Annotated in this window: 14 protein-coding genes; 8 read left to right on the top strand and 6 right to left on the bottom strand. The window is 56.4% G+C overall.

Annotated features, from left to right (window positions below):
- Window positions 1-121: 121 nt before the first annotated feature.
- From ABSH60_RS20430 to xdhC, 6 genes are all read left to right on the top strand, one after another.
- Window positions 122-1,294 (top strand): ROK family protein, encoded by a 1,173-nt coding sequence (locus ABSH60_RS20430; protein WP_390975841.1) that lies wholly within the window; start codon window positions 122-124, stop codon window positions 1,292-1,294.
- A 120-nt stretch (window positions 1,295-1,414) separates the two neighbouring features.
- Window positions 1,415-2,767, top strand: a complete 1,353-nt coding sequence (gene guaD, locus ABSH60_RS20425; RefSeq protein ID WP_390975611.1) for a guanine deaminase — start codon at window positions 1,415-1,417, stop codon at window positions 2,765-2,767.
- Window positions 2,764-3,402, top strand: coding sequence for a TetR family transcriptional regulator C-terminal domain-containing protein (locus ABSH60_RS20420; protein WP_390975609.1), 639 nt, complete (start codon window positions 2,764-2,766; stop codon window positions 3,400-3,402). The genes guaD and ABSH60_RS20420 overlap by 4 nt, the downstream gene beginning before the upstream one ends.
- Complete coding sequence (xdhA, locus tag ABSH60_RS20415; protein WP_390975607.1) at window positions 3,399-4,802, top strand: xanthine dehydrogenase small subunit; 1,404 nt, start codon at window positions 3,399-3,401, stop codon at window positions 4,800-4,802. The genes ABSH60_RS20420 and xdhA overlap by 4 nt, the downstream gene beginning before the upstream one ends.
- Window positions 4,795-7,194, top strand: a complete 2,400-nt coding sequence (gene xdhB / locus ABSH60_RS20410) for a xanthine dehydrogenase molybdopterin binding subunit (protein WP_390975605.1) — start codon at window positions 4,795-4,797, stop codon at window positions 7,192-7,194. Before xdhA ends, xdhB begins: the two co-directional genes overlap by 8 nt.
- Before the next feature lie 11 nt (window positions 7,195-7,205).
- Window positions 7,206-7,994, top strand: coding sequence for a xanthine dehydrogenase accessory protein XdhC (gene xdhC, locus ABSH60_RS20405; RefSeq protein ID WP_390975603.1), 789 nt, complete (start codon window positions 7,206-7,208; stop codon window positions 7,992-7,994).
- On the opposite strand, the gene ABSH60_RS20400 is transcribed toward xdhC, so the two are convergent.
- Entirely contained in the window at window positions 7,987-8,289 is a 303-nt protein-coding gene (locus ABSH60_RS20400; protein WP_390975601.1) for a helix-turn-helix domain-containing protein, read from the bottom strand. The two genes, xdhC and ABSH60_RS20400, sit on opposite strands and share 8 nt — an antisense overlap.
- The gene (locus ABSH60_RS20395) at window positions 8,286-8,612 is read right to left on the bottom strand and encodes a type II toxin-antitoxin system RelE/ParE family toxin (protein WP_390975599.1); all 327 of its coding nucleotides are present in this window, start codon (window positions 8,610-8,612) and stop codon (window positions 8,286-8,288) included. Before ABSH60_RS20395 ends, ABSH60_RS20400 begins: the two co-directional genes overlap by 4 nt.
- A 320-nt stretch (window positions 8,613-8,932) precedes the next feature.
- Here ABSH60_RS20395 and ABSH60_RS20390 point away from each other — a divergent pair, with 320 nt between their 5' ends.
- Window positions 8,933-9,583: an NAD(P)H-binding protein gene (locus ABSH60_RS20390; protein ID WP_390975597.1), complete on the top strand. Its 651-nt coding sequence runs from the start codon at window positions 8,933-8,935 to the stop codon at window positions 9,581-9,583.
- A 200-nt stretch (window positions 9,584-9,783) separates the two neighbouring features.
- Window positions 9,784-10,479, top strand: coding sequence for a GntR family transcriptional regulator (locus tag ABSH60_RS20385; RefSeq protein ID WP_056770529.1), 696 nt, complete (start codon window positions 9,784-9,786; stop codon window positions 10,477-10,479).
- 52 nt (window positions 10,480-10,531) lie between these two features.
- Here ABSH60_RS20385 and fetB read toward each other — a convergent pair whose 3' ends face one another.
- From fetB to bcsF, 4 genes are all read right to left on the bottom strand, one after another.
- Window positions 10,532-11,302 carry an iron efflux ABC transporter permease subunit FetB gene (fetB, locus tag ABSH60_RS20380; protein ID WP_056770531.1) on the bottom strand — a complete coding sequence of 257 codons (771 nt, stop codon included), beginning with the start codon at window positions 11,300-11,302 and terminating at the stop codon, window positions 10,532-10,534.
- The gene (gene fetA / locus ABSH60_RS20375) at window positions 11,289-11,960 is read right to left on the bottom strand and encodes an iron efflux ABC transporter ATP-binding subunit FetA (RefSeq protein ID WP_390975594.1); all 672 of its coding nucleotides are present in this window, start codon (window positions 11,958-11,960) and stop codon (window positions 11,289-11,291) included. Before fetA ends, fetB begins: the two co-directional genes overlap by 14 nt.
- Window positions 11,961-12,083: 123 nt before the next feature.
- A complete protein-coding gene (bcsG, locus tag ABSH60_RS20370) occupies window positions 12,084-13,727 on the bottom strand; it encodes a cellulose biosynthesis protein BcsG (RefSeq protein WP_390975592.1) in 1,644 nt (547 codons plus the stop codon).
- Window positions 13,724-13,954, bottom strand: coding sequence for a cellulose biosynthesis protein BcsF (bcsF, locus tag ABSH60_RS20365; protein WP_122095278.1), 231 nt, complete (start codon window positions 13,952-13,954; stop codon window positions 13,724-13,726). The genes bcsG and bcsF overlap by 4 nt, the downstream gene beginning before the upstream one ends.

Here is a 13,954-nt window from a genome sequence, read left to right as displayed (position 1 = left end):
TAACATTCAAAGCTGTGATGCCACCGTCATATTCATACTCTGTTATTTATAAAATCAATTTGATTGCTGTAATCACTCGCCACATACTGCCCGCAAGGTCTTCACCGCGGAGAGGGATGTGATAACAACTTCTGGCACCAATCTCGAGCACGCCCGTGCTCACAATCGTCGGGTGGTGATCGAAGCCATTCGCCTTAACGGTGAACTGACCCGTGCCGAAATTGCCCGGCTGACGTCGCTCACGCCGCAAACCGTCTCCAACATTGCCACCGAACTCGAGCAGGCGGGCATTCTCTCCTCCCACCTGCCGCGCCGTGCGGGAGGCCGTGGTCAACCAGCAACGCCACTGACACTCAATCCTGACAGCGCCTATTCCATCGGCATCCATCTTGATCATCAGTCGCTGCTGATTGTGCTGGTGGATCTGACAGGAACCGTTCGCTTTCGCAAACTGCTCCATGTGCAGAAACCGCAGCCAGAGCCCACGCTGGCTCTTATCGATCAGGTTCTGCAAGAAATGCGCCAACAGGTGAAAATTGACTGGCGAAAAATTCTGGGCGTCGGCGTGGTGATGCCGGGGCCGTTTGGCGTGGAAGGGATTTCCTCACAGGGGCCGACCACGCTGCACGGCTGGGATAACGTTGATATTGAAGCCCGTTTAAGCGCCGCGACCGGCTGGCCGGTGACGCTGGAAAACGATGCGACGGTGGCGGCTATTGGTGAACGTTTTCACGGCGTCGCCAAGCAATTAACCTCATTTGTGTATCTGTATATCGGTACCGGTCTGGGCGCAGGCATCTTCACTGACGGGCGAATTTATACCGGCCATGCACACAATGCGGGCGAAGTCGGCCACATTGTGGTGCAACCGGGCGGGCGCGAATGCTATTGCGGCAACAAAGGCTGCCTCGAACGTTACCTTTCTTTGCAGGCCGCGTACGAAGCCTGCGGGCTGGATCCGGCCTCGGCGATGCCGGAAGACCTGCTGAGTGTGGATGAAAAACGCTTCGATCAGTGGCTGGATACGGCGGTGGAACCGGCGTTGCAGGCCATCAATATTATGGAATGTGTGTTCGATGCGCAGTGCGTGATCATCGGCGGCACCATGCCGAAAGCGCTGGTGGAGAAGCTGATTAAGCGCCTGACGCCGCTGTATAATTCGGTGCGCAGCCGCTATGCGCAGAGTGCGCGCATACGCCTCGGCATGTCTGGCAGCGACACCCCTGCGCTCGGTGCGGCGGCGCTGCCGATCTTCGACGAATTCAACCCGCAGTATGAAGTGCTGCTGAAGTAGCGTTGCTGTCCGAAGTAAAAAACATCCGGACGGTCTGACCGGTTGGTCAGATTTGGCATAAGCTTTGCAAATGTTCTGTTATCAAACGTGAATATGAATGTTGCAGAGAAGGACTATGCCATGAGTCAGATCATCACCCGCGCGGTACGCGGCAATTTCTTTGATATCCGCGAACCGGTGTTAACGCCGGAAGATGTTGAAGCGCAGGTGCGTTATATCGAAGACGGCCTGATGTTGCTCAGCGGCGGGCATATCGTCTGGCTGGGCAGCTGGCAGGAAGGCGAGGGCTGGCTGGCGCGGGCGCAAAAAACCGCCGGTCTGGACATCGATGATTACCGCGACAAGCTGATCCTGCCGGGCTTTGTCGATACGCATATTCACTATCCGCAAACCGAAATGATCGGCGCCTACGGCGAGCAACTGCTCGAGTGGCTGACCCGTTACACCTTCCCCACCGAACAGCAATATCACTGCGCTGACTATTCAAAGCGCATGTCGAAATTTTTCCTCGATCAGCTGTTACTCAACGGCACCACCACGGCGCTGGTGTTCGGCACCGTACATCCGCAATCCGTCGATGCGCTGTTTAAAGAAGCGGCAGATATCAATATGCGGCTGGTGGCGGGCAAAGTGATGATGGACAAAAACGCCCCCGACGCCCTGCTGGAAACGCCGGAACAAAGTGAACGCGACACGCGCGCGCTGATAGCGCGCTGGCACAACCGTCAGCGCCTGAGTTATGCGCTCACGCCGCGTTTTGCCCCGACATCCTCGCCGGAACTGTTGCAGAAGGTGCGGCTGCTCAGGCAGGAGTTCCCCGATGTGTACATGCATACCCATCTGAGCGAAAACGTCGCGGAGTTGTCGTGGGTGAAAGAAATGCACCCCGAACATCAGCATTATCTCGACGTTTATCATCAGTACGGCCTGACCGGCGAACGCTGCGTGTTTGCGCACTGCCTGCATCTGGATGACAGCGAATGGGATTGCCTGCACGACACCGATTCGACCATCGCGTTTTGCCCGACCTCCAACCTGTTTCTCGGCAGCGGCCTGTTCAATTTGCAGAAATCCTGGCAGAAGCAGGTGCGCGTCGGCATGGGCACCGACGTCGGTGCCGGTACCACGTTCAACATGCTGGAAACCTTGTCGGAAGCCTATAAAGTCGGGCAGCTTCAGCGCTACCGGCTGTCCGCTTTCGAAGCCTTTTATCACGCCACGTTGGGCGGCGCGCGGGCGCTGCATCTCGACGACAAAATTGGCAATTTTAACGCCGGTAAAGAGGCGGATTTCGTGGTGCTCGAGCCGGGCGTCAGTGCGCTGCAAAAACTGCGCGCCGGCAACAGCAAAACGCTGGCCGAAAAGCTGTTTGTGCTGATGACGCTGGGCGATGACCGCAATGTGTACAGCACCTATGTGGATGGCGAACAGGTCTATGCGCGTGATGCTTTGCAGGGGGAGCGTTCAGCATGATGAACAATGACACCGGCGGCAAAGTCCGCATTGCACGTGAACGTACCCTGGAGAATATCCACGCGGCGGCGATTGCGGAATTCAGTGAAAAAGGCTTTCAGGGCGCGACCACTCAGGCCATCGCTCAGCGCGCGGGGATCAAAAAAGCCCAGTTGCACTATTACATCGCGGGGAAAGAGGAGCTTTACGAAGAACTCTTGCAGAAAGTGCTGAAAGTCTGGGGCGACATCATTCAGTTTGACCCGTCTGTCAGCGAGCCGGAAGACGTGCTCAGCCGCTATATCCGCAACAAACTCAACTTCTCGTTCGATCAGCCGGAACTCTCACGCATCTTCACCGGCGAGGTGCTCGGCGGTGGTCACTATTTACAGAAATACTGGCCACAGGCGACGCAGAACATTGCCGGCAAAGAGAACCTGATCCAGCAGTGGATTGTGCAGGGGAAAATCCGCGCGCTGGATGCCCGTCTGTTCATCATGCATATCTGGGCGGTGACGCAGTATTACGCTGATTTCGCGGTGCAGGTGAAACACATGTACGGCAATTTCGAGGGCGATGAGCAGGCGCGCGAACACATTATCGATGAAGTCACGACACTGATTTTAAACGGCTGTAAAAAAGGAGGTGCCGTATGATCCAATTTCTGATGAACGGCAGGATCCACACGGAAAATCTGCCCGCCGATACCACCGTTTTACAGTACCTGCGCCGTGACGCCGGACGTTGCGGCACGAAAGAAGGTTGCGCCTCCGGTGACTGCGGTGCCTGCACCGTGGTGCTGGCGGAAAAACAGGGTGACCAGTTGCAGTACCGCACCGTCAACGCCTGCCTGACGTTCATGCCCGCCGTGCATGGCAAACAGCTGATCACCGTGGAAGATTTAAAGCATCGCGGCAAACTGCATCACGTTCAGCAGGCGATGGTGGACAATCACGCCTCGCAATGCGGGTTTTGCACGCCGGGTTTTGTGATGTCGCTGTTTGCGATGGAGAAAAATAAGCCCGCTTACACGGTGGAAGGCGTGCAGGAAACGCTTTCCGGCAACCTGTGCCGCTGCACCGGTTACCGGCCGATCATGGATGCCGCGAAGGCCATTTGTGACGCCCCCGAGCCGGATCAGTTTGATGCTGATGCCCTGCAAACGCTGGCAAAACTCGCCGCGATGTCCGCCACTGAACAGCCGGTAAGCCTTGATCAACTGGCGCAACGCTATCTTGCTGAGCCGGATTCCCGTCTGGTGGCGGGCGGCACCGATCTGGCGCTGGAAGTGACACAACGCTATCAGCGCCTGCCGAAGCTGATTTCACTGAGCCATATCCCCGAACTCAAAACCATTACGCTGACCGGTCAGGCTATTCATATTGGCGCAGCGGCACCGCTGAGCGAATGCATGCCGGTTTTACATGATGAATTCCCGGAATTTGGCGAGTTGCTTGAGCGTTTTGCCTCACAGCAAATCCGCAATCAGGGCACGTTTGGCGGCAACATCGCTAACGCGTCGCCGATCGGTGACGGCGGGCCGGTGCTGCTGGCGCTGGGCGCATCTTTATTGCTGCGGCGTGGCGCTGAACAGCGCGAATTACCGCTCGATCAGTTCTTCCTCGGGTATCGCAAAACGGCGTTACAGCCCGGCGAATTTATCGAACAAATCCGCATCCCGCGCAACACTTCGGCGGCGCGTCAGTTGCGGGTTTATAAAGTGTCGAAAAGGCTTGAGGATGACATTTCCGCCGTCTGCGCTGCTTTGCATATCGAAGTGCAAAACGGCGTGGTGATCCATGCCCGCGTGGCGTTCGGCGGGATGGCGGAAGTGGCGAAACGGGCCACCTGCTGCGAAGCGCAGTTGCTCGGCCAGCCGTGGCAGACGGCCACCGTCGAGCGTGCCTGCCAGGCGCTGACGCAGGATTTCACACCGATCAGTGATTTCCGCGCCAGCCGCGAATACCGCATGCAGGTGGCGAAAAATCTGCTGCGCCGCTGCCATATCGAAATGACCTCTCCTGAAACACTGATGCGGGTAACTCACTATGTCTGAATCCAAACCTTCACTGTCTCAGGCGGAGATGGAAGCGCAGTTTCGCGCCGGGTTACAGAGCGGCGTCGGCAAAAGCCAGAAACACGAAAGTGCGGATAAACACGTCAGCGGCGAAGCGGTGTATGTCGATGACCGGCTGGAGTTCCCCGGTCAGCTGCACCTGGTGCCGCTGCTCAGCCCGCATGCGCACGCCGATATTCTGCATATCGATACTGAACCTTGTTATACCGTGCCGGGCGTGGTGCGGGTGATGACCGCAGAAGATGTGCCCGGCAACCCGGATATCGCGCCACTCACCGTTGGCGATCCGCTGATGGCGCAGGGCACCGTGCAGTATGTCGGTCAGATTGTGCTGGTGGTGGCGGCAACATCCATGGAGGCCGCCCGTGCCGCCGTGGCGCTGGCGAAAGTGGAATATCAGCCGCGTGACGCCGTTCTGACCGTGAAACAGGCGCTGGCGCTGGAACATTACGTGGAAGAGCCGCATCAGCATAAACGCGGTGACGCGGAAATGGCGCTGGCCTGTGCGCCGCACCGTTTGCAGGGCGAGCTGGAAATTGGCGGGCAGGAGCATTTTTATCTTGAGACGCAGATTGCCTCCGTGATGCCCGGCGAAGACGGCGCGATGCTGGTGTACAGCTCGACACAACATCCGACCGAAGTGCAGAAACTGGTGGCCTCGGTGCTGGATTTGCCAATGCACAAAGTGGTGGTCGATATGCGCCGCATGGGCGGCGGTTTCGGCGGCAAAGAGACGCAGGCAGCGGGCACAGCGTGTCTGGCGGCACTGGCCGCGCATCTGACCGGACGTCCGGCGAAAATGCGTCTGGCGCGTCAGGATGACATGCTGATCACCGGTAAACGTCATCCGTTCCACGTCAGTTATGACGTCGGGTTTACCGATGACGGCGTGATCCACGGTATCGACATCAAACTGGCCGCCAACTGCGGTTATTCGCTGGATCTCTCCGGTTCAATTGTTGACCGCGCCATGTTCCATTCTGATAACGCCTATTACCTCGGTGATGCGCTGATCACCGGTTACCGCTGCAAAACCAATATGGCGTCGAATACCGCATACCGCGGATTTGGCGGCCCGCAGGGCATTGTGGCGATTGAACATATTGTCGATCACATTGCACGCGAGCTGGGGATGGATCCGCTGACCGTGCGCAAAAATAACTATTACGGTCACGACAGCCGCAACGTGACGCATTACCACCAGCCGGTCGGGCAAAATCTGCTGCAGGAGATGACCCAACAGCTGGAAGAGAGCGCGGAATACACGGCAAGGCGTGACGTTGTCACGAAATTTAACCGCAGTAACCGCTATCTGAAAAAGGGGCTGGCGCTGACGCCGGTAAAATTCGGTATTTCGTTCACCGCCAGTTTTCTTAACCAGGCGGGCGCGCTGGTGCTGGTTTATACCGACGGCAGCATTCAGCTCAACCACGGCGGCACCGAAATGGGACAAGGGCTGAACACCAAAGTCGCGCAGGTGGTGGCCGAAGTGTTTCAGGTGGATATCAGCCGGATTCAGATCACCGCCACCGATACCGGTAAAGTGCCGAATACCTCGCCGACGGCGGCGTCCTCCGGCGCAGACCTGAACGGTAAAGCCGCGCAAAACGCCGCGGAGATCATCAAAGGTCGCATGACTGAAATGCTGATGCGCCTTCATGATGCGCAGGAAACGGACATTACCTTCAGTAACGGTCAGGTGCGGGTGAAAGATCTGTATTTCAGTTTTGAGCAGGTCGCCACCCAGTGCTGGCTGAATCAGGTGCCGCTCTCCAGCACCGGCTACTACAAAACGCCGAAGATTTTCTACGACCGCAGCAAAGCGGCCGGGCACCCGTTCTATTACTTCTCCTATGGCGCGGCCTGCGCGGAAGTGCTGGTCGATACCCTGACCGGGGAATACAAATTGCTGCGTGCGGACATCCTTCACGACGTCGGTGATTCGCTGAATCCGGCCATTGATATCGGTCAGGTAGAAGGCGGATTCGTGCAGGGCATGGGCTGGCTGACCACGGAGGAACTGGTGTGGAACGACCAGGGGCGGTTAATGACCAGCGGCCCGGCAGCCTACAAAATTCCGGCCATTGGCGACATTCCGCAGGATCTGCGCGTGAAACTGGTGGAGAACCGCAAGAACCCGGAAGACACGGTTTTCCATTCCAAAGCCGTGGGCGAACCGCCGTTTATGCTCGGGATTTCAGTCTGGTGTGCGATCAAAGATGCCGTCGCCAGCCTGGCGGATTACCGCGTACATCCGCATCTGGATGCGCCTGCCACGCCGGAAAGAGTGCTGAATGCGGTCAATCAGTTGATGTTTCATGGTGACGTTGTCACTTATCCTGAGCCGGCCACCGCCCGCGTCACCGGCTAACGGAGGTTTTCATGCGTACAGATGACTGGATCACCCGTTTACAGGACCTGCAACATCGCGGGGAACCCTGCGTGGTGGCGACGCTGGTGGAAAATCAGGGCTCCACGCCGCGCGATGCGGGCAGCAAAATGCTGATCACCGCCGGGCAGCAATTTTATACGCTGGGCGGCGGTAACCTCGAATTTCAGGTCACGGCGATTGCCCGCGAGATGTTGCAGCAGGGCGCACAAACCAGCCGTTTTGAACGTTTTTCGTTAGGGGCGCGGCTGGGGCAATGTTGTGGCGGTATGGCGTCGGTGTTGCTCGAACCGCTCGGGCAACCGCAGCCGCATATGGTGGTTTACGGCGCGGGGCACGTCGGGCGGGCGCTGGTGAATATCCTCAGCACGTTGCCTTGCCGCATTACCTGGGTCGATGCGCGCGCCAGTGAGTTTCCTGCGAAGGTGGATCCGCACATCACCTGCATCGTGGATGAAGAACCGGAAGGAACAGTGGCACAAATGCCCGCTGGCAGCTATTTCATGGTGCTGACGCACGATCACCAGTTGGATTTCGCCCTGAGCGAACGCATCCTGAAGCGGGGGGATTTCCGTTATTTCGGGCTGATAGGCTCCGACACCAAGCGTAAACGCTTCGATTACCGGTTATCGGGGAAAGGAATTTCGGATGAACAGCTGGCGCGAATGCGCTGCCCGGTCGGTTTACCGGATGTGCGCGGCAAACTCCCGGCAGAAATTGCCGTGGCAATTGCCGGGGAGTTTATCGCAGCCTACAGCGCGCACGGGCAGGCGGTCAGCTGAGTTTTTTAAATTCAAAGGTACCGCCGAGCGCGACGGCGTAACGGCTGACGGTATTCAGTGTGGGGCAAGCAGCACCGTTTTCAAAGCGGCTGATATTTTGCTTTTTGATGCCGGTACGTTTTGCAATATCTTCCTGCGTCAGCGATTCGGCAATTCGCATGGCCTTAAGATCTGCCACCATCTTTTTATGCATTTTGTGAGCGGCGTACGCGGCGACAAATTCGGGATTCTTCATCGCTTCCGCTTTCACAACGCTAAAGGGGATCAGTTCATAGTCATCATCATCGTCAATCATGTTTCATTCCTTTTGACAGTTTTCATGCGTTTTATAGCCAGCGCTAAATCGTTGGGAGGCGTCTTATCCGTTTTCTTATGCAGGATATGGACGACATAAATACGCCGCCCCTTCATAAAAAAGTAAAACGCTCTGCCCAGGCCATCCCGGCTGGTAACCCGAATCTCTCGTAATCCATTTCCAACATATCTGACTAAGGGTTCTTGCAGGTCAGCACCATAGTTTTCCAGGTCTTCCAGTGCATCAACGACTGCGGCATAGAGCGTCATAGGCAATTTAAGGAGTGTTTTCTTAGCGCCGGGTAACAGGGTTACGTCGTACACAATCGCTTTCCTTGCGGTGAAGTATGATGACTCTCCCTTTAATTGGAAAGTAATCATTTATGATTCTTTTTTTAACAGGAACCGGGTTCACATTTTTGCCGGGTTCCGCCGTTTCGTACGCTGACGAACGGGCATTCTGAACAGGTTTTACAGGTTGTGAATGAGGAGAGCGTTTTCGTTCGCGATGTCTCGCAAAAAATCGGTGAGGGCTGGAAAATCAGTCTGATCAACGCAAAGCCTGCGGCTCTGTGCGCTAATAAACCGTGAAATTTGATGTGCTACAGTTAAAGGGAACTGAAATGAAAACGTCAGGAGGCGTAATGACTCAAGTTGCAATCGTGGGAGCACACGGTCAGATAGGCAAACTGATCATCAAACATTTGCGTGCGCAGGGCCTTGAAGCCATCGGGATTGTGCGTAAAACCGAACAGCTTGCGCAAATGGACGCGCTGGGCGCCAAAGGCGTTCTGCTGGATATCGAAAATACTACAGCGCAGGCGCTGGCGACGGCGCTTAAGGGTGCAGATGCCGTGGTGTTTGCCGCCGGTGCCGGTGGCGGTTCGACGGCAGAGCGTAAACGCACGGTCGATTACGCAGGCTCGGTGTTGCTGGCGCAAGCCGCGCAGCTTGCAGGCATTCGCCGCTATGTTCAGATCTCGGCGGTGGATGTGGATAAACCGCTGAAACCCGATACCGATCCGGTCTGGAAAGCGTATGTCGAGGCCAAACGTGATGCCGATATCGAACTGCGCAAAAGCGGGCTGGACTGGACCATTCTGCGTCCGGGGCCGTTGACGGATGATCCGGCAACCGGCCTGGTGACGCTCAACGAGCACGCCGGAAGGGGCGACGTCAGCCGCGAAGATGTGGCGCTGGTGGTCGTGGCGGTGCTGAATGCCCCCTCGTCCGTTGGCAAACAGTGGGAACTTCGCGGCGGTGATACGCCGGTCAGAGACGCTGTGACGCAGTAAACCGCCACGCCAGCACTGCTTTTTTGATCGCGGGAAAGCAGTGCTGAGCGCATTTGTATGTTAAGAGCAATGCCTCAGGTGTGTTGTTTTGTTACAAGGTAGTGCATGATTTACGACTGAAATCGTTCAGGAAGAGTGCTAATTTACGCGCATAGACGGCGCAAATAGAAAGACAGGCACAAGAGGCAATATCCCATTCCATGAGCACTCACACTACAACAGCGAAACAACTGGAAGTTCAGCGAATCACCGAAATCCTATCCAGAGCCATCGGGCAGCAACGGCTGAGGCCGGGCACGCGTCTGGTGGAGTCGCAGCTGGTTGAAGCCCTCAACGCCAATCGTAATCACGTACAGGTCGCGCTTCAGCGTCTGGCGATGCAACGCATTGTGACGATTGAACCCAACCGCGGGGCGATGGTTGCACAACCCACGGCACGGGAAGCGCGGGAAGTGTTCATTGCCCGCCGGGCTATTGAGCGGGCGATTGTGGAAAGCATTACGCCGGACATCCTGCGTTCACATCGTCAGCGGATCAGCAGTCACATGCGCAACGAACGCGATGCCACGGCATCAGAAGATCGCCGCGCCATTGTGCGCGAGCTGAGTGAGTTTCATCTGATCCTCGGCGAGATTTGTGGCAATAAGGTGCTGAGCGAAATCCTGTCGAATCTGATGGTGCGCAGCTCTCTGATTGTCGCGTTGTACCAGCGCAATGAAGTGCCTTCCTGCCAGTGCGATGAACATGAAGCGATCATTAACGCGCTGGAAGCGGGAGACACGGCTCAGGCGGCAGACATCATGCTGGAACACCTGGACGATCTCGAAGGCGTTTTAGACCTTGATGATGCCGCCAGCACAGAAGTGAATCTGCGGCAGGTGTTGTCCGATTTATAGCGCGTAACACCGGCAGACAGCGCCCGCAGAACGCGGGCGCAACAGGGCATTATCAGGACTTAAGGCGGCGCAGCTGAGCGCGATCGTTGTAGAAACGCTGACAGGCCAGGTACCCGGCAATAATGGTCGATAAGCTGGCGGTGCCCAGTAACATAAATGTCACCATAATCTGATACTTGATGGCTTTTACCGGGTCGATACCGGCAAAAATCAGCCCGGACATCATGCCCGGCAAACTGACAATACCCACCGTTTTCGCCGCATCCACGGTCGGGATCATCGCCGCACGGATGCTGTCGCGAATTATCCTCCCTGACGCAATTTTGGTCGAGGCGCCAAGGCTCAGCATCTCAAGAATTTTTTGCTGATTGTCGAGAAACCGCTGATTCAGATTGCTGTAACACAATCCCACCGCCACCATCGCATTCCCCGCCACCATGCCGGAAATCGGGATGACCTGCATGGGCAAAAATTCAATGGATCCGGTCAGGATCAAAATCGTCAGCGTCAGCGTGGTGCCCGCGGTGATCGCGACAAACGAGATAACAAACCCGTTATCAATGTTGCGGCTGCGTTTTCTGGCATTCAGCGCCGCATTCACGCAGATAAATAACACCATCAGCACCGTCAGCCAGCCATTGTTGAGATCGAAAATGTATTTCAGCACATAGCCGACGATCACCAGTTGCACGATGGCGCGGGCCACGCTCCAGATGATGTCCTTTTCCAGCCCCAGTTTTTCTTTACTGCTGATAAGCAGGGCGACCACCACCAGAACCAGCGCCAGGGCCAGAGATTCGTTAGTAATATTATGCTGATTCATTGACGGCGTTCTCAGGCGAAGTGTGTGACAGGGTGATGACGTTTTTGGCGTGGCGGATCTCATTCTGATCGTGACTGACCCACAGCACGGCGAGCTGTTTCTGTTCTGTCAGGCTGGCAATGATCGAGTTGATGTTTTCTTTGTTGTCTTCATCCAGCGCGCTGGTGATTTCATCAAGCAACAACACATCCGGCAGAAATTGCAGGTTACGCAGCAGGGCGACCCGCTGTTTTTCGCCCCCCGAGAGTTCCTGAATATTTTTGGTCAGCATATCTTCAGACAGGTGGACGCGTTTAAGCCAGGCGCGAAGCAGTGCCTCGTCCACCTTTTTTTGTCTTATCTGGTACGGCAGCGCCAGATTGTCGAACACGGTTTCACCGAACAGTGACGGCGTCTGAAAGCAATACGACACCCGCTGGCGATACACCTCCGGTTTTATCCGGCTGATGTCTTCACCTTTGAAGTAGATGCTGCCGCCGGTCGGGTTTAACAGCGACGCAATGATTTTCAGCAACGTGCTTTTACCGCTGCCCGACGGCCCGGTCAGCAGGGTGAATTCACCGGGATTGAGGGTCAGAGAAACAGGCTCAAGAAGCGGGGTGTCATTGAGTGTGAACGCGACATCGTTCAGGCGAAGTAAATCCGGAGGAGCAGACATGGAAATATCCAGGGGTAATGTGTTGAATGTGTGAATAATATCACTGTTTTGCGTTTTTGTGGGGGAGCGGGGTTTGCTCCTCCCCCGGCGAAGAGGGAGGACGTGAGGAAGATGAGCAGGCAATCAACTCGGATAGGGTACCCATCCGCCGCCGTTCAGGCGGATATAGATTTTCCCCTGATATTCCATCACCACGGCGTTTTCATTTTCAGACACCAGCGGCGTCTGCGGCAGGTTGGCGCTGAAGGTTTTCCAGTCCATTGACGGTGTGGTGAAGACCTTGCCGTCAACGGCGCGGGACACCATGTCGGCAATCGCCAGATAGCTGCTTGGCGTATCGATTTTTATCGGTGCTGACCCGTGCGGTGCCTGCATGCCGAAAAATTTCACACCCACCGGAATGTGCGTGATGCCAGGGCTGGGAATATCGCGCAGACCGGAAATCTGCATTTTGTCACCGACCAGCGCGGCGCCATGTTCCGGCACCACCACCAGCATCACTTTGCGGCCTGATTTATCAAGCTGATCCATAAAGGTATTCAGCTGACTGAGCAGCGTCTGGGCGCGGCTGCGGTAGTCGGCGCTTTTATTGCTGCCCACATAACGGTTGCCGTCGTGCAACGGGATCAGGTTAAAGAAGGTCGCAGTGCGCGCGGTTCCGGCTTTTTGCTGATTCTCCAGCCAGCGGGAGAACAACTGCCCGTCGTTGAAAATCGGTGAGCCGTCGAAAGAGGTCAGTTCATGCCCCAGACCGGCCTGCGACATCAGTGGCGATTTCATGTCTGCGTCGTCGCGCAGGTTGCCGATGTAATTACCAAACTCGCCGGTGTGATCCATCGCCAGCTGGGACGTGAAGCCCAGACGCGCCAGATCGTCGAACAGGTAACATTGCTGCCCGGCAGCCTGATACAAATTATGGTGAGACGACTGACCGCAGCTGGCGCGCAAAAGACGGATAGACGCCGGGCCGCTGTAAGCCGTGGCGGAGTTGAAACGGCTGAACACGTAATCAAAGCGTGACCACAGCGGTGAGCTGGACAGGTTAACTGCATCCAGATCTGCCCATGCCAGTGAACAAATGTTGATCACCAGCAGATCAAAGGGCTGGGCATCGGCCGGCAGGGCATCCGGGAAGCGGACGTTGCGGCGGCTTTCATTCTGGTAGAACTGCTCTAAATAGGCGCTGAGATTGGCATCCGTCGGCGGGCCACTGACCGTATTCGTCGTGGCGGTAGAGGCTGCCGGTTGCGCGGCGACCGGTTTATCCACCGCCGCCGTGACTGCGGCGGGCGTGAACAACGGCGTGACCAGGAAGCTGAGGTTTACCCACAGTAATGCCGCCACCGTAAAGGTCGTCAGGCGGATCCACTGCGAGATGAACAGATAGCCCACCAGCAGCGCAAAACCCACGCCAATCCACTGCCAGTTAATAAAGCGGTCGGCCAGCTCCAGCAGATAACCCATGCTGAATCCGGTGACATCTGCGCCCTGACTGACAATGGAACGCCAGCCCGGCAGCCAGGTGTCGTGATACAGCAACGCCAGACCAAACGGCAAAGCCACCCACTGCCGCCAGCGGTGCATCCGCAGCGAAGGCAGCGGGAAAAGGAGTACGGCGGCGAAAATCAGGTTGCTCAGCGCATCAAAATTCAGGTAGCCCTGGGCCAGCAGCACAAATTTGAGCAGAAAGTAGTAGTTCCATGCGCCAAGACCGCGCCAGGATTGCCAGACCCGCAGACGGGGTGCGGAAGGTTGTGATTCTTTCATAGTGACGATTTGGATTTCCCGGTGGCGAGAGAAGTATCAGTTTTTGCTGTGCGCTGGCGATGTTTGTTCACCGTGCTGAGGGTGATGGGGGTCAGATAGCGCGGCCGCAGGAACCGTGTGGCAAGCCTGTTTTTCCAGCGCGGTAAACGGCTGCGCAGGGCATAACCGAGCGGGATAAACAGGATCGCCGCTAATATAAAAATCTCAATGATATCGCTGACAGACAT

It is taken from the genome of Rahnella sp. R3(2024) (assembly GCF_042920125.1).
Classification (GTDB): Bacteria; Pseudomonadota; Gammaproteobacteria; order Enterobacterales; family Enterobacteriaceae; genus Rahnella; species Rahnella rivi.
Note: the sequence above shows the minus strand (reverse complement) of the source record. Positions and strands in the feature narration are given on the sequence as shown.

Bases quoted from the DNA above. Each gene is read 5' to 3' on its own strand.
- ABSH60_RS20390 (WP_390975597.1), top strand. From the start codon at position 8,933: ATGACTCAAGTTGCAATCGTGGGAGCACACGGTCAGATAGGCAAACTG.
- ABSH60_RS20400 (WP_390975601.1), bottom strand. From the start codon at position 8,289: ATGATTGACGATGATGATGACTATGAACTGATCCCCTTTAGCGTTGTG.
- xdhC (WP_390975603.1), top strand. From the start codon at position 7,206: ATGCGTACAGATGACTGGATCACCCGTTTACAGGACCTGCAACATCGC.
- fetB (WP_056770531.1), bottom strand. From the start codon at position 11,302: ATGAATCAGCATAATATTACTAACGAATCTCTGGCCCTGGCGCTGGTT.
- bcsF (WP_122095278.1), bottom strand. From the start codon at position 13,954: ATGTCTGTCAGCGATATCATTGAGATTTTTATATTAGCGGCGATCCTG.
- xdhB (WP_390975605.1), top strand. From the start codon at position 4,795: ATGTCTGAATCCAAACCTTCACTGTCTCAGGCGGAGATGGAAGCGCAG.
- ABSH60_RS20420 (WP_390975609.1), top strand. From the start codon at position 2,764: ATGATGAACAATGACACCGGCGGCAAAGTCCGCATTGCACGTGAACGT.
- ABSH60_RS20385 (WP_056770529.1), top strand. From the start codon at position 9,784: ATGAGCACTCACACTACAACAGCGAAACAACTGGAAGTTCAGCGAATC.
- bcsG (WP_390975592.1), bottom strand. From the start codon at position 13,727: ATGAAAGAATCACAACCTTCCGCACCCCGTCTGCGGGTCTGGCAATCC.
- xdhA (WP_390975607.1), top strand. From the start codon at position 3,399: ATGATCCAATTTCTGATGAACGGCAGGATCCACACGGAAAATCTGCCC.
- guaD (WP_390975611.1), top strand. From the start codon at position 1,415: ATGAGTCAGATCATCACCCGCGCGGTACGCGGCAATTTCTTTGATATC.
- fetA (WP_390975594.1), bottom strand. From the start codon at position 11,960: ATGTCTGCTCCTCCGGATTTACTTCGCCTGAACGATGTCGCGTTCACA.